The 17694-nt window shown below is 69.1% G+C and carries 18 protein-coding genes, 1 tRNA gene and 1 pseudogene; 8 read left to right on the top strand and 12 right to left on the bottom strand.

From position 1 onward, the window contains the following. Window positions 1-350: 350 nt before the first annotated feature. The gene (locus tag Q8Q88_RS10940; RefSeq protein WP_305675223.1) at window positions 351-1148 is read left to right on the top strand and encodes an isocitrate lyase/phosphoenolpyruvate mutase family protein; all 798 of its coding nucleotides are present in this window, start codon (window positions 351-353) and stop codon (window positions 1146-1148) included. On the opposite strand, the gene Q8Q88_RS10935 is transcribed toward Q8Q88_RS10940, so the two are convergent. After that, window positions 1145-1699: a metallophosphoesterase gene (locus tag Q8Q88_RS10935; RefSeq protein ID WP_305675222.1), complete on the bottom strand. Its 555-nt coding sequence runs from the start codon at window positions 1697-1699 to the stop codon at window positions 1145-1147. The two genes, Q8Q88_RS10940 and Q8Q88_RS10935, sit on opposite strands and share 4 nt — an antisense overlap. A 94-nt stretch (window positions 1700-1793) precedes the next feature. Between Q8Q88_RS10935 and polA the strand changes: the two genes are divergently transcribed. Then, entirely contained in the window at window positions 1794-4649 is a 2856-nt protein-coding gene (gene polA / locus Q8Q88_RS10930) for a DNA polymerase I (protein ID WP_305675224.1), read from the top strand. Here polA and Q8Q88_RS10925 read toward each other — a convergent pair. From Q8Q88_RS10925 to Q8Q88_RS10915, 3 genes are read right to left on the bottom strand one after another with little or no spacing between them, the layout of a single operon-like run. After that, window positions 4646-5413 carry a sulfite exporter TauE/SafE family protein gene (locus Q8Q88_RS10925; protein ID WP_371129844.1) on the bottom strand — a complete coding sequence of 256 codons (768 nt, stop codon included), beginning with the start codon at window positions 5411-5413 and terminating at the stop codon, window positions 4646-4648. The genes polA and Q8Q88_RS10925 overlap by 4 nt on opposite strands. Window positions 5414-5424: 11 nt before the next feature. Beyond that, window positions 5425-5958 carry a rhodanese family protein gene (locus Q8Q88_RS10920; RefSeq protein WP_305675220.1) on the bottom strand — a complete coding sequence of 178 codons (534 nt, stop codon included), beginning with the start codon at window positions 5956-5958 and terminating at the stop codon, window positions 5425-5427. Next, window positions 5933-6283, bottom strand: a complete 351-nt coding sequence (locus Q8Q88_RS10915; RefSeq protein ID WP_305675219.1) for a helix-turn-helix transcriptional regulator — start codon at window positions 6281-6283, stop codon at window positions 5933-5935. Before Q8Q88_RS10915 ends, Q8Q88_RS10920 begins: the two co-directional genes overlap by 26 nt. Before the next feature lie 70 nt (window positions 6284-6353). Between Q8Q88_RS10915 and Q8Q88_RS10910 the strand changes: the two genes are divergently transcribed. After that, window positions 6354-7247 (top strand): MBL fold metallo-hydrolase, encoded by an 894-nt coding sequence (locus Q8Q88_RS10910; RefSeq protein WP_305675218.1) that lies wholly within the window; start codon window positions 6354-6356, stop codon window positions 7245-7247. Window positions 7248-7308: 61 nt separating this feature from the next. Further along, entirely contained in the window at window positions 7309-8169 is an 861-nt protein-coding gene (locus Q8Q88_RS10905; RefSeq protein ID WP_305675217.1) for a DUF1206 domain-containing protein, read from the top strand. 22 nt (window positions 8170-8191) lie between these two features. On the opposite strand, the gene Q8Q88_RS10900 is transcribed toward Q8Q88_RS10905, so the two are convergent. Next, window positions 8192-8267: transfer RNA gene (locus Q8Q88_RS10900), tRNA-Ala, on the bottom strand. Between the two features lie 116 nt (window positions 8268-8383). Between Q8Q88_RS10900 and Q8Q88_RS10895 the strand changes: the two genes are divergently transcribed. Then, window positions 8384-8698 (top strand): YggT family protein, encoded by a 315-nt coding sequence (locus Q8Q88_RS10895; RefSeq protein ID WP_305675216.1) that lies wholly within the window; start codon window positions 8384-8386, stop codon window positions 8696-8698. Between the two features lie 3 nt (window positions 8699-8701). Continuing rightward, complete coding sequence (locus Q8Q88_RS10890; protein ID WP_305675215.1) at window positions 8702-8986, top strand: DUF167 family protein; 285 nt, start codon at window positions 8702-8704, stop codon at window positions 8984-8986. Here Q8Q88_RS10890 and Q8Q88_RS10885 read toward each other — a convergent pair. The 4 genes from Q8Q88_RS10885 to Q8Q88_RS10870 form a co-directional block, all read right to left on the bottom strand. Continuing rightward, window positions 8977-10224, bottom strand: a complete 1248-nt coding sequence (locus Q8Q88_RS10885; RefSeq protein WP_305675214.1) for an ammonium transporter — start codon at window positions 10222-10224, stop codon at window positions 8977-8979. The two genes, Q8Q88_RS10890 and Q8Q88_RS10885, sit on opposite strands and share 10 nt — an antisense overlap. Window positions 10225-10377: 153 nt before the next feature. Continuing rightward, the gene (locus Q8Q88_RS10880; RefSeq protein WP_371129843.1) at window positions 10378-11817 is read right to left on the bottom strand and encodes a methyl-accepting chemotaxis protein; all 1440 of its coding nucleotides are present in this window, start codon (window positions 11815-11817) and stop codon (window positions 10378-10380) included. A 41-nt stretch (window positions 11818-11858) separates the two neighbouring features. Then, window positions 11859-12344: a chemotaxis protein CheW gene (locus Q8Q88_RS10875; RefSeq protein ID WP_305675213.1), complete on the bottom strand. Its 486-nt coding sequence runs from the start codon at window positions 12342-12344 to the stop codon at window positions 11859-11861. Continuing rightward, window positions 12344-12676 (bottom strand): hypothetical protein, encoded by a 333-nt coding sequence (locus tag Q8Q88_RS10870; RefSeq protein WP_305675212.1) that lies wholly within the window; start codon window positions 12674-12676, stop codon window positions 12344-12346. The genes Q8Q88_RS10875 and Q8Q88_RS10870 overlap by 1 nt, the downstream gene beginning before the upstream one ends. Window positions 12677-12714: 38 nt before the next feature. Between Q8Q88_RS10870 and Q8Q88_RS10865 the strand changes: the two genes are divergently transcribed. Beyond that, window positions 12715-13476 carry a Sir2 family NAD-dependent protein deacetylase gene (locus Q8Q88_RS10865; RefSeq protein ID WP_305675211.1) on the top strand — a complete coding sequence of 254 codons (762 nt, stop codon included), beginning with the start codon at window positions 12715-12717 and terminating at the stop codon, window positions 13474-13476. Here Q8Q88_RS10865 and Q8Q88_RS10860 read toward each other — a convergent pair. Together Q8Q88_RS10860 and Q8Q88_RS10855 are read right to left on the bottom strand one after the other, a co-directional pair. Continuing rightward, window positions 13473-15272 (bottom strand): HAMP domain-containing methyl-accepting chemotaxis protein, encoded by a 1800-nt coding sequence (locus Q8Q88_RS10860; protein WP_305675210.1) that lies wholly within the window; start codon window positions 15270-15272, stop codon window positions 13473-13475. The genes Q8Q88_RS10865 and Q8Q88_RS10860 overlap by 4 nt on opposite strands. A gap of 203 nt (window positions 15273-15475) precedes the next feature. Further along, the gene (locus Q8Q88_RS10855) at window positions 15476-15745 is read right to left on the bottom strand and encodes a hypothetical protein (protein ID WP_305675209.1); all 270 of its coding nucleotides are present in this window, start codon (window positions 15743-15745) and stop codon (window positions 15476-15478) included. A 244-nt stretch (window positions 15746-15989) separates the two neighbouring features. On the opposite strand from Q8Q88_RS10855, the gene Q8Q88_RS10850 reads away from it, so the two are divergent. After that, window positions 15990-16904 carry an EpsD family peptidyl-prolyl cis-trans isomerase gene (locus tag Q8Q88_RS10850; protein ID WP_305675208.1) on the top strand — a complete coding sequence of 305 codons (915 nt, stop codon included), beginning with the start codon at window positions 15990-15992 and terminating at the stop codon, window positions 16902-16904. A 79-nt stretch (window positions 16905-16983) separates the two neighbouring features. Here Q8Q88_RS10850 and Q8Q88_RS24750 read toward each other — a convergent pair. Then, window positions 16984-17106: pseudogene (locus tag Q8Q88_RS24750) on the bottom strand (PEPxxWA-CTERM sorting domain-containing protein); the annotation flags it as partial. Window positions 17107-17694 lie beyond the last annotated feature (588 nt).

The raw sequence follows: 17694 nt of genomic DNA, 5'->3' as shown, positions 1-17694 counted from the left end.
GCCCGCCCGGGGATCGGCCACCCCCGAAAAATAACTCGAGAACGTCTCCATCCCGCCGCCTCCTCACACCAGGGAGACAACCTCAGAACCCGCTTCGAGCTAAAACTTCGACTCCAACGCCATATGCGATTCCCCTGCCTTCTGGGGGAGGTGGATCGTCGCCTCTTCGCGACGAGACGGCGGGGGCTTCATCCACGGTGGGATGAGTCAAAGTCCCCCTCAGTCGGCCATTCGGCCGACAGCTCCCCCAGGAGGGGAGCATCTATAGGGTGTCCCTGTCCGACTTCCGCCAGCATGTCACGGCGGGCCTACCTATATCGTCCTTCAGCAAAACCCCTGGAGGCCACCCCATGAGCCAAGCCGAGACCTTCCGCGCCCTGCACGCCGGGCCTGACATCCTGGTGCTGCCCAACGCCTGGGACGCGGCCAGCGCCGCCATGATGGAGGACGCCGGGGCCAAGGCCGTGGCCACCTCCTCGGCCGCCGTCGCCTGGGCGCACGGCTATGCCGACGGCGACATCCTGCCGATCCCGACCCTGCTGGCCGCCATCGGCGAGATGGCCCGGGTGATCAAGGTCCCGCTCACCGCCGACATCGAGGGCGGCTATTCCGATGACCTGCCGACAGTGGCGCAGACCATCAAGGGCGTGATCGACGCCGGCGCCGTGGGGATCAATTTCGAGGACGGCGCGCGCGATCCCGAGCTGCACGTGCGCAAGATCGACACCGTGCGCAAGGCCGCCGCCCAGGCCGGTGTGGCCGTGTTCGTCAACGCCCGGATCGACGTCTATCTGAAGGGCCTGGCCAAGGGCGAGGAAGCCCTGACCGAGACCCTGCGGCGGGCCGAGCTCTACAAGGCCGCCGGCGCCGACGGCATCTTCGTCCCTGGCCCGGCGGACGACGACCTGCTGGCGACCCTGGCCAAGGAGATCGCCCTGCCGCTCAACGTCATGGGCCGTCCGGGCGTGGCGCCGGCACCCAGGCTGCAGGCGCTGGGCGTGCGACGCCTCTCCTCGGCCACGGCGCCGTTCCGCGCGGCCTATGCGGCGCTGGGAACCTCGATCGCGGCCTATCTGAAGGACGGCGACGCCGGCGCCCTGGCCATGCTGGGCAAGGACCTGCCGGACCTCAACAAGCGGTTCGGCTAACGGCCGATCTCGACGATCCTGTAGTCGAACCCGCCGTCGCGGATCTCCAGGCGAACGAAGGTCCCAGGAGCGCCATCCTCCATTCCGGTAGGCAGGGTGGCGCTTCCGGGATTGATCGCCATGCCGCCTGGGAACCAGCCGGTCTGCGCCGTGTGAGTCGAGGCGTAGAGCAGGGCGTTGATCTCGCCCCCGAACAGCTCGCGACATCTGGGGCGGAAATTGAAGTCGGGCGTGAACGGGTCGACCGCACTCGCGAAACCCGCGGCCACCGGATCGAAGACGCAGCCCAGGCGCGTCGTACCGAGTTGCAGGACGCGAACCTGCTGGTCGGTGCGCGGATCGTCGCTGTCGTCCTGCCCGCGGACGCCGAGCACCGGGGCGATCCGCGCCAAGCGGTCGAGACCCGCAGCCTCACCCATGTCGCCCAGGGTGACGATCAGGTCGACCCCGGCCAGGGCCTCGAGGATCTGCGGCGTCCAGTCGGGGCCACCGCCGGGATGGATGTGGCAATCGGCGAGAACGGCGACGATAACGGGGTCGGACAGGGCCATGCCGCCAGCCTAGCCCCAAGCACGCCGATCGCGCACGCGCGATATTGCGATCTGGCGGGTGACCGCGGCGTCCCTCGCGCCTATCTTCCCCACCATGACCGAGACCCTCGACACCGCGCCGGCCGCCCTCGACGACATCCCCCGCGAGCCCACCCAGGACGGACCGGCGGTCCGGCTCTATCTGGTGGACGGGTCGGGCTTCATCTTCCGCGCCTATCACGCCCTGCCGCCCCTGACGCGGAAGTCGGACGGCCTGCCCATCGGGGCGATCTCCGGCTTCTGCAACATGCTGTGGAAGCTGCTGGTGGACATGAAGGCCCAGGAGGAGGCGCCGACCCACCTGGCGGTGATCTTCGACCATTCGGAGAAGACCTTCCGCAACAAGCTGTACGACCAGTACAAGGCCCACCGCCCGCCGCCGCCCGAGGACCTGATCCCGCAGTTCCCGCTGATGCGCGACGCCACCCGGGCCTTTGGCGTGCCCTGCCTGGAGCTGCCCGGCTATGAGGCCGACGACTTGATCGCGGCCTATGCCTGCAAGGTCCGCGACGCTGGCGGCGAGGTGGTGATCGTCTCGTCCGACAAGGACCTGATGCAGTTGGTCGGGCCCCGGGTGTGGATGCTCGACACCATGAAGAACCTGAAGATCGGCGCCGAGCAGGTGTTCGAGAAGTTCGGGGTGACGCCGGACAGGGTGGTCGACGTCCAGGCCCTGTGCGGCGACAGCGTCGACAACGTGCCCGGCGCCCCGGGCATCGGGGTCAAGACCGCCGCCCTGCTGATCAACGAATACGGCGACCTGGACTCGGTCCTGGCCCGCGCCGGCGAGGTCAAGCAGGAGAAGCGCCGCCAGACCCTGATCGATTTCGCCGACCAGATCCGCCTCTCGCGCGAGCTGGTGCGGCTGGACTGCGACACCCCCCTGCCCTCGCCGATCGACGACCTGGCGGTAGCCGAGCCGGACGCCGCGACGCTCGCCAAGTTCCTCGAGGAGATGGAATTCCGCAGCCTGGCGCGGCGCGTGGCCGGCGGCGGCGGCGCAGCGGCGGCGCCCGCTCCGGCGCCCCAGCCCGTGGCCGGCGACCATGGCCCCATCGACACGAACGCCTATGTCTGCGTGCGCGACCTGGCCACCCTCGACGCCTGGATCGCCAGGGCGCGGAGCCTGGGCGTGGTGGCCTTCGACACCGAGACCGACGCCCTCTCCTCCGCCAACGCCAATCTCTGCGGCGTCTCCCTGGCCGTGGCGCCGGGCGAGGCCTGCTACATCCCCGTGGGCCACGAGAACGAAGGCGCGGGCGGGCTGGAGTTCGAGACCCCGGCCGAGATCGAGCAGATCCCCTGCGACGAGGTCATGGCGCGGCTGAAGCCGCTGCTGGAGGACCCCTCGGTCCTGAAGGTGGCGCAGAACGCCAAGTACGACATCGCCGTCCTGTCGCGCTACGGGATCGACGTCACCCCGATCGATGACACCATGCTGATCAGCTACGTGCTGGAGGCCGGCGTCCACAAGAGCCACGGCATGGACGAGCTCTCCAAGCGCTGGCTCGACCACGAACCCATCAAGTTCAAGGCGGTCACCGGGACCGGCAAGACCCAGAAGAGCTTCAAGCACGTGCCGCTGGAGCCGGCCACCTGCTACGCCGCCGAGGACGCCGACGTCACCCTGCGGCTGTGGCTGCTGCTGCGGCCCCGGCTGGTCCAGGCGGGGCTGCTCACCGTCTACGAGACCCTGGAGCGCAAGCTGCCCGCCGTGCTGGCCGAGATGGAGAACCACGGGATCAAGGTCGATCCCGAGCGCCTGCGCCAGCTCTCCAACGACTTCTCCGTGCGCATGGGCGAGCTGGAGTTGGAAGCCCATAGGCTCGCCGGCCGGCCCTTCAACCTGGGGTCACCCAAGCAGATCGGCGATCTCCTATTCCAAGAGATGGGGCTCGCCTCGGGCCGCATGACCGCCACGGGAGCCGCCTCGACCGACGCCTCGATGCTGGAGGACCTGGCGGCCAAGGGCCATGAGCTGCCGCGCGTCCTGCTGGACTGGCGCCAGCTCTCCAAGCTGAAGGGCACCTATACCGACAACCTGATCCCGGCCATCGCCCCGCGCACGGGCCGGGTGCACACCTCCTATGCACTCGCCTCGACCACCACCGGGCGGCTGTCGTCGTCGGATCCGAACCTGCAGAACATCCCGATCCGCACCGAGGAGGGCCGGCGGATCCGCAAGGCCTTCATCGCCGAACCGGGAAACGTGCTGATCAGCGCCGACTACAGTCAGATCGAGCTGCGGATCCTGGCCCATGTGGGCGACATCCCGCAGCTGAAGAAGGCCTTCAAGGAGGGCCTCGACATCCACGCGGCCACCGCCTCGGAGATGTTCGGCGTGCCCATCGAGGGCATGCCCGCCGAGACCCGGCGCCGCGCCAAGGCGATCAATTTCGGCATCGTCTACGGCATCTCGGCCTTCGGCCTGGCCAACCAGCTGTCGATCCCGCAGGACGAGGCCGGGGCCTATATCAAGACCTATTTCGAGCGCTTCCCCGGCATCCGCGCCTATATGGACAGCACCAAGCAGATGGCGCGGACGCAAGGGTTCGTGACCACCGTCTTCGGACGGAAGGTCAACATCCCGGCCGTGAACTCCAAGTCCGCCGCCGAGCGGGCCTTCGGAGATCGCGCGGCCATCAACGCCCCGATCCAGGGCGCGGCCGCCGACGTCATCCGCCGCGCCATGATCCGCATGCCCGCGGCGCTCAAGGCCGAGGGGCTCTCGGCCCGCATGCTGCTGCAAGTCCACGACGAACTGGTCTTCGAGGCGCCGGAGGCGGAGGCTCAGGCCCTGATCGCCGTGGCCAAGCGGGTCATGGAGCGGGCCGCCGAGCCGGCGGTGTCGTTCAGCGTGCCCCTGGTGGTCGAGGCGCGCGCCGCGGCCAATTGGGACGACGCGCACTAGGTGAGCTTACGGAACGCCACATAGGCCGCAGTCAGTAGCACCATGATCGCAAAGGCGCGGCGGGCGATGTCTGCGTGACTGGCTAGGCGCTGGGCGACAGGGCCGCCTGCCAGGGCGCCGATACCGCCGCCCGCCACCAGGCACAGGAAGACCGGCCAATCGATCAGCCCGGACGCGGCGTAGCTCGCGCTCGTCGCACCGCCGAACAGCACGACCGAGAACAGGGATGACGCCGCGGCGTTGGCGAGCGTCATGCCGGTGGCCGCCATCAGGCCCGGAACGATGAGGAAGCCCCCGCCGATTCCGAAGAAACCCGCCGCCAGGCCGACGACCAGTCCCAGCGGCGCAAGTTTCAGGGTGCGCGCCACGTCCAGATGGACGGTCGGATCTCCCTGCGATTTGCGCGGCGCGAGCATCGAAATGCCGACCAGGCCCATGGCGCCGGCGAACCACAGCAGCAGTTGGCCGCCATCGACCAGTTTGGCCAGGTGCGCGCCGACCAGGGAGCCGGCCAGACCCGCCGCGCCGAAGGCCAGGGCGCAGGGCCACTTGACCCGCCCGGCGCGCGCCTGAGTCGCCAGGCCGATTAGGGCGTTGACGGCCACGGCGGCGGCCGAGGTGCCGATCGCCACGTGCGTGTTCTCGATCCCGACCACATAGATCAGCAACGGCGTGGCCAGCACGGACCCGCCGCCGCCAAACACCGACAGCAGCAGGCCGATCACCGCGCCACCGGCGGCTGCCAGGGCCAAGCTGGTGACAATGGGATCCACGCTCAGGTCCCGGCGGCCCGATTCCAGGGCGCGAGGTTCAGCAGGCGGGCCAAGCCGCAGAAGCCGGTGACGCCGGCCATCAACAGACCCGCCCCGACCGCGCCGGACAGTCCGAAGAAGACAGGATGGACGCCATAACCCAGGGCGACGCCCAGCAGCACCAACGAACCCGCGCCGATCTGCACCTGGCGCATCATCTCCAACGGCGCTTTACGATTTTCCGTCACCGGCAGGCCGGCGGCCGCCCAGCCGTCGACGCCGCCCTCCAGCAGAAACGCTGCCCGGTCCAGGCCGGAAACGAGGCGCTCGCAGTTGGCCGCCGTCCGCATGCCCGATTTGCAGGTGAAGACCACCGTCTTGCCGTGCGGGACGTTCAACGGGACGGCGCTGAGGGCGGAAAGGGGCTGCGAGCGCGCGCCCTTGATGTGACGGCGGGCGAACTCGTCGGGCTCTCGGATGTCGATCATGACGGCGCGGTCCTGACCCAACAGGTCGGCCACTTGATTGGGACTAAGGGTCATGGCGGCGGGAGGCATCGGTCTTCATCTCCGGGGGACAGAATATCTCGGCGAGGGTCGCCACCACCTTGAGGGCGGCGGGGTCCTCGATCCGGTACCAGATGGTCTGGGCCTCCCGACGGGTGGCCACGACGCCTTCTTCCCGCAGCACGGCGAGGTGCTGCGACAGGGCCGACTGCGAAAGGCCGACGAGGGGCTGTAGCTCCCCGACCGATCGTTCGCCGTCCGCCAGCTGGCACAGGATCATCAGACGCCGCTCATTGCCCAGCGCGCGCAGAAGCTTCGCGGCTTCGGTTGCGCTGGCCTCGAAACGGGCGATGTCGAATTTCACGAGATCGAACATGCCGACAATATATTCATTGAATCTAATTTAGCAACTTCTTATATACAGCCGGCCCAAGGAGGGTCAGTCCATGTCACCTGTCGTCCAGGTCTTTTTCGACACCGCCACGTCCACCGCCACGTACCTGGTCAGCGACCCGGCCACGCGAGTCGCCGCGATCATCGATCCCGTCCTGGACTTCGAGCCGAAGGGCGCCGTGCTCTCTACGGCGTCCGCCGACGCGGTCCTGGTCGCCGTCCGTGACCAGGGGTTGACCCTGGCCTACGTCCTGGAAACCCACGCCCACGCCGACCACCTTTCCGCCGCCGACTGCATTCGGCGCGAGACCGGCGCACGCGTCGTGATCGGCGCCGAGATCATCCGCGTTCAGAAGGCCTTCATCCCGCTATTCGAGGCCGATGACGTTTCCGCCGACGGCGCCGCATTCGACATCCTGCTGAAGGAGGGCGATGAACTGCCACTTGGCGAGATCTCGGTCCGGGTGCTGCATACGCCGGGGCACACAACAGCCTGCGTCACCTACCTGATCGGCGACGCGGCCTTCGTTGGCGATACCCTGTTCATGCCCGACTACGGAACCGCCCGGGCCGACTTCCCCGGCGGCGACGCCGCGACCCTCTATCGGTCGATTCGCAAGCTGATGGCCCTGCCCCCCGAAACCCGCGTCTTCGTCGGCCACGATTACCTGCCGCCGGGACGCGACAGTTTTCGGTGGCAGACCACGGTGGCCGAGCAGCGCGCAGGCAATATTCACGTCCACGACGGCGTCGAGGAAGCCGCCTTCGTGAGGATGCGTCAGGCCCGCGACGCCACGCTCGCGCCGCCGACCCTGATCCTCCCGTCCCTGCAGGTGAACATCCGCGCCGGCGCCCTGCCTGCGCCGTCCGCCTCGGGACGGGTCTTCCTGAAGTTGCCGGTGACCTTCGCCGAGACAACGGACGCCGCGCCCCCGGCGTCGCTATAGCCAAGGGAACCAGGCGGCCGAGGCGGCGTTCGGGGACGGTTCCGCTTGAAAGGGGCCGTTCGTGACCACCCATGCCCTCGCCAGCTATCGGCGCACCCTGCACGACCATCCGCTCGCCGCGGCCATCGAACTGGTCTGCCGCGCGGGCTATGTGGCGCGAGGCTTCGTCTATGTGAGCATCGGCTTCATCGCCCTGCTGGCGGCCCTGGACCGCACGCCGAAGGCCGAAGGGGCCATGGGCGCGTTGGAGGCCTGGCCCGACTGGCCGCTGGGCTACGCCCTGCTCTGGCTGACCGGCGCCGGCCTCTATGGGTTCGCGGCCTGGCGACTCCTGCAATCGGTCTTCGACGCCGACCGGCAGGGGCGGAAGCTGAGGGCCCTGGCCTCCCGGGCGGGCCAGGCGATCAGCGGCGTGGTCTACGCCTCCCTCGGGGTCTCGGCGTATGGCCTGCTGGACGCCCTGGAGGACCTGCGGGAGGTCGACGACCAGGCCAAGGCCCGCGAGAGCCTGGAGGCCGCCCTGGCCATGCCCGGCGGCGAGCTGATGGTCATCGCCGTGGGCCTGTTCGTGCTGGGCGTCGGGGCCGGCAATATCTGGCAGGCGGCGACCAACGACTTCTGCAAGCGGATGTCCTGCGACCGCCACGTCGCGCGCTGGGTGACCCTGCTGGGCCGCGCCGGCCATCTGGCCCGCGGTGTCGCCTTCCTGCCGGCCGGCGGCTTCCTGGTCCTGGCTGGCCTCAACGCCCGGGCGGCCGAGGCGCAAGGCGGTCTCGGCGCGGCGCTGGACGCCCTGGAGCGCCAGCCGTTCGGTGAGGCTATCCTCGCCCTGACTGCCCTGGGCCTCATGGCGTTCGGCCTCTTCGCCTTCGCGGAAGCCCGCTACCGGCGCATGCAGGTGGACGGCGTGGTCGACGCCTGACGGCGATGTCGGGAAAGGTTCCTGGTGGAGCCGAGCGGAGTCGAACCGCTGACCTCCTCATTGCGAACGAGGCGCTCTACCAACTGAGCTACGGCCCCAGGAGGGGCGGAATTAGGGGCGGGAGCCCCCATCTGTCAAGCCGCAGAAGCGCGCGGCTTGCCAGGGAAGGGCGGCCAGACGATACAGGGCCGGTCATTCCCTGCTGGAAACCTCGATGATCGCGCTGATCGGATTCGTCTTCTTCATCCTCGATAGCCTGCTGAGCCTGCTGGTCTTCGCCATGATCGCCAGCGCCATCCTCTCCTGGCTGGTGGCCTTCGACGTGATCAACCTGCGCAACCAGTTCGTCTACGGGATCGCCAAGTTCCTCGACGCGGTGACCCGGCCGGTGCTCGCGCCGTTCCAACGCATCATCCCGCCGTTGGGCAATGTGGACATCAGCCCGATCATCGCCATCCTGCTGATCAGCGGCATCCAGCGCTACCTGTTGCCGGCGGCGCAGGGCGCCCTGCTGAACCTCGTCGTCTAGACCGTGCGGCTGCCAGTCCGGGTGACGCCCAAGGGCGGCCGGGACGCGGTGGACGGCTGGGCCCGGGATCCGGCCGGCCGGGCCTATCTGAAGGTGCGGGTCAGCGCCGCGGCCGCCGACGGCGAGGCCAACGCCGCCCTGACCGCGTTCCTGGCCAAGACCCTGAAGGTCTCAAAATCGTCGGTGCGCATCGTCTCTGGCGAGACCGCACGGCTGAAGATGCTGCAGATCGAGGGCCTGGACGAGGCGGCGCTGGAAGCCGCCTTCGGGGCTCAACCTCAGGGATAGGCCCTCTCGCCGTGGTTGGCGAGGTCGAGGCCGTCCTCCACCGCCTCGGCCGAGGCGCGCAGACCCACCGTGCGGCGGACCAGGAAGACCAGCACCAGGGTGGCCACCGCCGACCAGGCGCAGACCGCCGCCACGCCGATCAGCTGGGTGAGCGCCTGGCCGCCCATGTCGACGCCCTCTGCATAGCCCGTCCCGCCCAGCTCAGGGGTGGCCAGCACCGCCACCAGCAGGGTCCCGAGGATGCCGCCCACCCCGTGGACGGCGAAGACGTCGAGGCTGTCGTCGACCTTGAGCCGGCTCTTCACGAAGTCGACGGCCTGGTAGCAGACGAAGCTGCCCGCCGCGCCGAGGATCACCCCGCCCAGCGGCCCCACGAAGCCCGAGGCCGGCGTGACCGTGGCCAGACCCGCCACCACCCCGGTGACGATGCCGATCATGCTGGCGCGCGTGTAGCGGGTCCATTCGATCAGGGCCCAGGTCAGGCCCGCCGTGGCGGCCGACAGGTGGGTGGCGATCAGGGCCGAGCCCGCCGCCCCGTCGGCGGCGAGCGCGCTGCCGGCGTTGAAGCCGTACCAGCCGACCCACAGCATCGCCGCGCCCATCATGGTCATGCCGGGATTGTGCGGCGGGGAGAGATCGCGCGGGAAGCCGTCGCGCGGACCCAGGCGCCAGGCGATCAACAGGGCCGAGACCCCCGCCGTGGCGTGGACCACCAGGCCGCCCGCATAGTCCATGACCTTCATGGAGGCCAGCCAGCCGCCGCCCCAGACCCAGTGGCAGACCGGCGCGTAGACCACCAGCAGCCACAGGCCGGAGAACAGCATGACGGCGGAGAACCTGATCCGCTCGACGAAGGCGCCGACGATCAAGGCCGGGGTGATGATGGCGAAGGTCATCTGGAAGCCGAAGAACACGCTCTCCGGCAGGACGCCGGTCACCGCGTCGCGGCCGACCGAGACGAGCGCGAACTTGGCCAGGTCGCCGACCAGCGGATGGGCCCCGGAGAAGGCCAGGCTGTAGCCGCCGAACAGCCAGAGCACCGAGGCCAGGCAGGCGATGCCCACACAGTGCATCATCACCGACAGCACGTTCTTCGAGCGCACCAGGCCGGCATAGAACAGCGCCAGGCCCGGCAGGGTCATGAACAGCACCAGGGCCGTGGCGCTGAGGATCCAGGCTGTGGCGGCGGGATCGGCGGCGGGGGCGGCGTCCTGGGCCCAGGCCGGGGTCGCGACCATGGCTATAGTGATCAACGCAACCGCGCGTCGCAGGAATGACATGCCGCCTAGCCCCCAGAATCCGGTTCGACGACCCTGGCTACAGGACAATTCGCCCGATGTGCAGGCACAATCTTGCGGCGGCCGCCCGAAATTTGGGCGCCGGCCCTGGGGCTAGAATTCTTCCCAACTATCCTGGCGGCCGACCACGGCCAGGCGTGGGGAGCCACCCTGGGCGGCGCGGGCTCGGGCGCGGGGGGCGGGCGCCTCAACCGGCTCGCCGTCGTGGGTGCGGAACTGGCCGATCAGCTTGGCGAGTTCCACGGCTTCGTTGGCCAGGGCATGGCTGGCGGCGGTGGATTCCTCGACCATGGCGGCGTTCTGCTGGGTCACCTGGTCCATCTGGTTGACCGCGGAATTGACCTGATGGAGCCCGGTCGCCTGCTCCTGGGCGCTGGCGGCGATCTCCGAGACGATGCCGTTGATCTCGGCCACCTGGCTGACGATCACCTGCAGGGCCTTGCCGGTCTCGGCCACCAGGCTGACCCCGTGGCCGACCTGCTCGCCCGAGGCGTGGATCAGGGCCTTGATCTCCTTGGCCGCCTGGGCCGAGCGTTGGGCCAGGGCCCGGACTTCCGAGGCGACGACGGCGAAGCCGCGGCCGGCGTCTCCGGCCCGGGCGGCTTCCACCCCAGCGTTCAGCGCCAGGAGGTTGGTCTGGAAGGCGATCTCGTCGATCACCCCGATGATCTGCTCGATCTGGCGCGACGAGCCCTCGATCTCGCCCATGGCGGCGGTGGCCTTGCGGACCACCTCGGCGCTTTGGCCGGCGTTGACGCGGGCGGTCTCCACCACGCCGCGGGCGTGGGTGGCGCCCTCTGCGGTTCGGCGGACGGTCTCGGTGATCTCGTCCAGGGCCGCGGCGGTCTCTTCCAGGCTGGCGGCCTGCTGTTCGGTGCGCCGCGACAGGTCGTCGGCGGCGCGGCTGATCTCATCGGCGCCGGAGCGCATGCTGGAGGTCGCGCCGACCACCACGCCCATGGTGTTCTGCAGTTGGCTCATGGCCACGTTGAAGTCGTGCTTCAGGGCCTCGTATTCCGGGGCGACGTCCTGCTCGACGCGGGCGGTCAGGTCGCCATGCGCCAGGCGCGCCAGGCCATCGGCCAGGGCCGCGACGACCACCGCCTGGTGCTGGGAGACGGCGGCGCGTTCGGACGACAGGCGATGACGCTCGGTCTCGGCCGCCGTGCTGGCGGCTTCGCGGCCGGCGCGCACGGCGCGGGCCTCGGCCAGGTCATGGCGCAGGACGTCCAGGGCGCGAGCCAGGACGCCGGCCTCGCCGTTCAGCTCCAGGCCGTGCACCGGCTTCTCGTAACGCCCGGCCGATAGTTCGGTGACCGAGGCGGAGATCTCGACCAGCGGCGCCTTGACCAGGCCGCGGAAGACCATGGAGAGCACGAAAAGGGCCAGCAGCCCCACGGCGATCCCGCCGCCGATCAGCATCAAGCCGCTGATCTTGGCTGCGACCAGGCCCCAGGCCGCGGCGGCCGTGACGCCCATGGCGCAGGCTGTCGCCCAGGTGAGTTTCGCGGTGATCGACGGGCGGGCCGGCATCTTTGGGGGTGTTTCCTGGTGGGCGAAAAGAAGGGGTGTCGTCAGGCCGCGGCGGCGGCCACCGCGGTCGCCTGGACATCGGGCGGGAGGATGTGGTCGAGGGACAGCAGCGAAACGATGCCGGTGTCGGTGGTCATCACCCCGGCCACATAGGTGGTGGATTCGATGCTGCCGACCGAGGGGGCCGGTTGGATCAGGCCCTCGGTGACGGTGAGGATGTCGGAGACCGCGTCGACCACCAGGCCCATCTGGCAATCGCCGACTTGGGCCACGACCACTACCGAGGCGGGGCCGGGATTGGCCGCGCCAAGACCGAGGCGGGCGCCAAGATCGATGACCGGCAGGATCGCCCCACGCAGGTTCATCATGCCCAGGACATGGGGCGGGGCATGCGGCAGGGGGGTCGCCGCGGTCCAACCCCTAATCTCGCGCACGGCCATGATGTCGATGGCGTAGGCCTGATCGCCGATTCGGACCGAGATCAGTTCCGCCCCGGGGGACGGGATGCGCGACGTCGTAATTTCCATCAGAACTCCTCCCAGCTGTCGGCCTCGAACGCCGGCTCGTGCCTCACCGCGGCGCTTCCGCGGGTGGCGTAGGCCTTTGCGCGCAAGGGCTTTGCGGCCGACGGAGCGGCGAGCCTGAGCGCGGCGGCCTGGGGCGCGACCGCCCCGATGGTGAACTGGCCCATCAGGCGCGCGAGCTCGATCGCTTGGTTGGCGAGGGCGTGGCTGGCGGCGGTGGACTGTTCGACCATGGCGCCATTCTGCGGCCTAACCTGATCCATCTGATTAACGACGCCGTCGATAGCGTTTTGGGCGACGGCGGGCCTGTCGGCGCCGGTTGCCAGGAGGCCCATCGGGCGCTCCTATGTCGGCGGAATGGACGCGAAGGACCATGGCTCATCTCTCCCCGCGCGGCGGGCCCGCCTCCCCCCACGACCTCGCCCAAGCCATCGCCCAGGCGCGCAAGGTCGTGGTGTTCACCGGCGCGGGCATCTCCACAGAGTCCGGCGTGCCCGACTTCCGCAGTCCGGGCGGGGTGTGGAGTCGCATGACGCCGATCAGGTTCCAGGACTTCGTCGCCGACGAGGCGCAGCGGCGGGAGGCCTGGACCCGCACCTTTTCCGGCGCGGCGCGGTGGACCGGAGCCAAGCCCAACGCCGGGCACGTGGCGGTGGCGCGGCTGGTGGCCCAAGGCAAGGTCACCGCCGTCATCACCCAGAACGTCGACAACCTGCACCAGGACTCCGGCGTGCCGGCCGAACAGGTCGTCGAGCTGCACGGCAACGCCCACTACGCCCGCTGTCTGGCCTGCGGCCTACGCCATGAGTTCGAGGAGTTCCGCGAAGCGTTCCTTGAGCGCGGGGTCATACCGACCTGCCGCGACTGCGGCGGCCTGGTGAAATCGGCGACCATCTCCTTCGGCCAGGCCATGCCTCCCGAGCCCATGGCGCGGGCCGAGGCCGCGAGCCTCGACTGTGACCTCTTCCTGGTGCTGGGCTCGTCCCTGGTGGTCTACCCGGCGGCCGGCTTCCCGCTCCTGGCCAAGCGCAACGGCGCGCGCCTGGCGATCGTCAACCGCGAGCCGACGGACCAGGACCTCCAGGCCGACCTGGTCCTGCACGACGAGATCGGCCCGGTCATGAGCCAGGTCTAGGCGGCGCGGCGGACGCCGGGGCCTGCGTCTCCGGTGCGGAACTGGGCGACCAGGGTGGCGAGTTCGGCCGCCTCATTGGCCAGCGAATGGCTGGCGGCGGTGGATTCCTCGACCATCGCCGCGTTCTGCTGGGTCACCTGGTCCATGTGATTGACCGCGGTGTTGACCTGCTGGAGGCCGGTGGCCTGTTCCTGGGCGCTGGCGGCGATCTCGGCGACGATGCCGTTGATCTCGGCGACCTGGATCACGATGCGCTGTAGGGCCTTGCCGGTGGCCGCCACCAGTTCGACGCCGGTCCCCACCTGGGCCGACGAGGACATGATCAGGGCCTTGATCTCCTTGGCGGCCTCGGCCGAACGCTGGGCGAGCGCGCGGACCTCGGAGGCGACCACCGCGAAGCCCTTGCCGGCCTCGCCGGCGCGCGCGGCTTCCACCCCGGCGTTGAGCGCCAGCAGGTTGGTCTGGAAGGCGATCTCATCGATCACTCCAATGATCTGGCCGATCTGCCTGGAGGAGCCCTCGATCTCGTCCATGGCCGAGGTGGCCCGCTTCACCACGTCGGCGCCCTCGGCGGCGTCGGAACGGGCGGTCTCCACCACCTTGCGCGCATGACTGGCGCCCTCGGCGGTCCTGCGGACCGTGGCGGTGATCTCGTCCAGGGCCGCGGCGGTCTCTTCCAGGCTGGCGGCCTGCTGTTCGGTGCGCTGCGACAGGTCGTCGGCGGCGGTCGAGATCTCACCGGCCCCGGAGCGCATGCCCGCCGCGGCGCCCACCACCACGCCCAGCGTGTTCTGCAGCTTGGCCGCGGCCAGGTTGAAGTCGCTCTGCAGCTTCAGATATGCCGGCGGCAGCTCGCCCTTCATCCGATAGGTCAGGTCGCCCTCGGCCAGACGCTCCAGCCCCTCGCCGAAGGAGCCCACGACCAAGGCCTGGCCGCGCGCCGTGGCGGCCTCTTCGCCGGCCAGCCGTTCCCGCTCGGCCTGCGCCTTGGCGTCTTCCTGGGCGGCGCGGGCGGTCTCGGCCTCGATGGCGTTGACGCGGAACACCTCCAGGGCGCGGGCCATCTCGCCCACCTCGTCGGCGCGGTCGCGGGCCTGGACCTCGATGTCGACCCGGCCGCCGGCCAGCTGGTTCATCTGCCGCGTCAGTTCGCGCAGCGGCCGCACCACGCCGGCGGTCAGGCCGTAGACCCCGCCTCCAACCACGGCCAGCAGCAGGCCGATCAGGGCCAGGCCGCCGAACAGGGCCAGCTTGACGTCGCGGCCCGAGCGCGCCTCAACGGCGGCGTTGAGCGCATTGGCTTCCGGCACCATCTCGTCGATCACCGCGCGATGGGCCCGGTAGGCTTCGGTGGCGCGCCCGTAGGCGTCGGCCGCCTTGACCGTGTCGCCGCTCTCGATCGCCGGCAGCAGGTCGCCCTCGACCACGGTCCAGAAGGTCTGGGCGGCCTCATGGGAATCCGCCGTGATCTTGCGCTTCAAGGCCTCGGGCAGGCTGGAGGCCTCCCAATGCTTGTGGCGGACGTCATATTCCGCGTGCAGGGCGTTCAGGCGCTCGCGGCTCTTGGCGGGCGTCTCGACCCCGTCGCGGGCCAGGGTGGCCACCAGATAGGCCTCGATCACATATTGCGGGGGCGGCAGGATGTCAGCGACCAGGTCCTTGCCCTGGACGATTTCGGCATATTGCGGTCCGCCGATACGGACGTGATTGACCACCAAAAGGGCCAGGATCACGGTCACCAGGACCCCTCCGCCGACCGCGAGGCCAAACGCGCGCACGGCGGCGGCGATCTTCATCCGAAACATTTGTCACCCGCTGAGGCGAGACTCGGACCGCTTCGTTGCGGTCGTGGGCGCGTCGCCGAGGGGTCATAAGTATCGGCCGGCTGGTTAACCGCGATTTACGCTGAAGCCCGAAGCCCTTGGGAAATAAGGGGAAATTGCAAGCCAGGGTTTCGTGCGCGGCGGCAATGCAAGCAAGCCGTGTCGTATTGTTCCGGTCAGCGCTTGGCGGGCCGCGCCCTCAGTTTGGCGGGCGTCGGATCGGCGCGGAAGTCCCCGGCCGTCCCCAGCTTGGCGTTGCAGGAGGGGCATCGGACCTCGGCGGCGTCCTCCAGCCCGGCGGCGACCGACAGCCCGGCCCCGCAGGGCTTGCACTTCCAGTCATGGGCTGGAGCCGGCGGAGGCGGCGGCGCGGGCGCGCCGGGCACGATCACCTTGGGCGGATTCTTCAGCTTCAGGATCGGACGGCGTCGAGGCTCGTCGGTCATGGCGGCGGTTCCGAGATGGGCCAGCGCGCGCGGGCGCCGGGGGTTCTCTCTTTTCCCTTGCCCACATGCAACAGGAAAGGTGTTCGACGTTTCGCCGCGAAGTCGTCGAATAATGGCAACCGCTTGAACATCTTTCTCGCTTAACAGGGCGAATGGCTGGTCAAGACTGCCGGCGGTAGTATTCTTCTAACGACACGCGAGCGACAGGCTTTGCGTCGTACATGAATTCCGGGGGAGAGAACCCATGAAGTTGACTTGGACCCATGGCGCGGCCCTGGTCGCCTGCGTAGCGATTGGCGGCTGCGGCCTGGGAGGCGACAAGGCGCCGAAGGGCCAGGTGGTCGCGACCGTCGACGGCGAGGAGATCACGGCCATGGAGCTCAATGCCGAGCTGGCCGGCGTCCAGGTCGCCGACGCGGCCCAGCGCAAGCTGGCCGAGCAGGCCGCCCTGAAGCAGATCATCCTGCGCAAGCTCCTCGTCCAGCAGGCCAAGAAGGAAAAGCTCGACAAGACGCCGGCCTTCGCCCAGCAGCGGGACCGCGCCGGGGAGAACCTGCTGGCCGGCATGATGCAGAGGAAGATGTCCCAGGGCATCGCCGATCCGCCGAAGGGCGAGGCCGAGAAGTTCGTGGCCGAGCACCCGGCCATGTTCGCCAACCGCCGGGTCATGGTCGTCGATCAGATCGTCACCACCCCCATCAATCCCGCGATCAGCAAGCAGCTTGAGCCGACCACCACCCTGGAGCAGGTCGAGGCCGTCTTCCGGGCCAACAATCTCGACTACCAGCGCACCACGGTGGTCCTGGACACGCTGAATGCGCCGCCGGCCTTCATCTCCACCCTGGAGAAGCTGCCGCCCGGCGAGATCTTCGTCTTCCCGCGTCCCGGCGCGGTGATCGTCAACCAGATCCGCGACAGCCGCTCCACGCCCTTCGTCGGCGATCGGGCGGTGAGCTACGCCCTGGCCGGCCTGAAGAGCCTCCGCCTTCAGGAAGCCGTCGGCAAGAAGATGGAAATCCTGGAGAAGGGATCCGCGTCCAAGATCAAGTATAACGAGGCCTATAAGCCCAAGCCGGCCGCGAAGGCGCCCGCCGGCAAGTCCGCCGCCCCAGCCGCCAAGTCCGGCGCGCCGGCTCCGACCGCCGTCCCCAAGACCTAAACCGCCCATCCGGACGGCACGCACAAAAAACCCCGCCGATCTCGCGATCGGCGGGGTCTTCCGTTGTGCTTTTGAAAGCTTAGGCGAACGCGACCGCTTGCTTGCGGCGAGCGCTGCGGAGCATGCCGCCGACGCCGCCAAAGCCGATGATCATCATCGCCCAGGTGGCCGGTTCCGGAACCGCCGCACCGATGTTGCTGACTTCGAACGAGTTCGTGGTCGAGTTCAGATCGAAGCCGACAATGTTCTCGGTCGAGTAGAACGTGAAGCGACCGTTGGTGTCGGCTTGTTGCCGATCGCCGTCGTTGGCGCCCGAGATGGCGCCGAGTTGCAGGCCGGTGATGACCTGCGTGCCGCCGCCCTTCAGGTAGAAGGTGATCGAGTTGTAGTCGTCGAGCGAGCCGATATAGAGGCTCACGCGCGAGACGTTCGGGGCCGTGAAGGTCGCAACCTGACCGGCTTGGACGCTCAGATAGCGAGTCGGATCGTCATCACCCGGATCGAGCGGGCCGAAAGCCGGCGCCGCGCCGAGGCCGGACGTGCCGGTCAGCAGCGAGGCGTCGCCACCCAGGGTCCAACCCGCAGCCAGAGTCAGCGGCGCGTTGAAGTCGGTGACCAGCGACTCGTTGGCGTTGAGCGCCGACTGGTAGCTGTCGAACGAATGGATCGTCACGGCCGCGTTGGCGGCCGAGGCGCCCAGGGTGGTCGCGGCCGCGAACACGGCCCCGACCAGAATCTTCTTAAAGTTGCTCACTTAACGAGCCCTCCATAAACCACATGTCCAAATGCC

This window comes from Phenylobacterium sp., assembly GCF_030697925.1.
Classification (GTDB): Bacteria; Pseudomonadota; Alphaproteobacteria; order Caulobacterales; family Caulobacteraceae; genus Phenylobacterium.
This window is presented reverse-complemented; position numbering and strand designations above follow the sequence as displayed.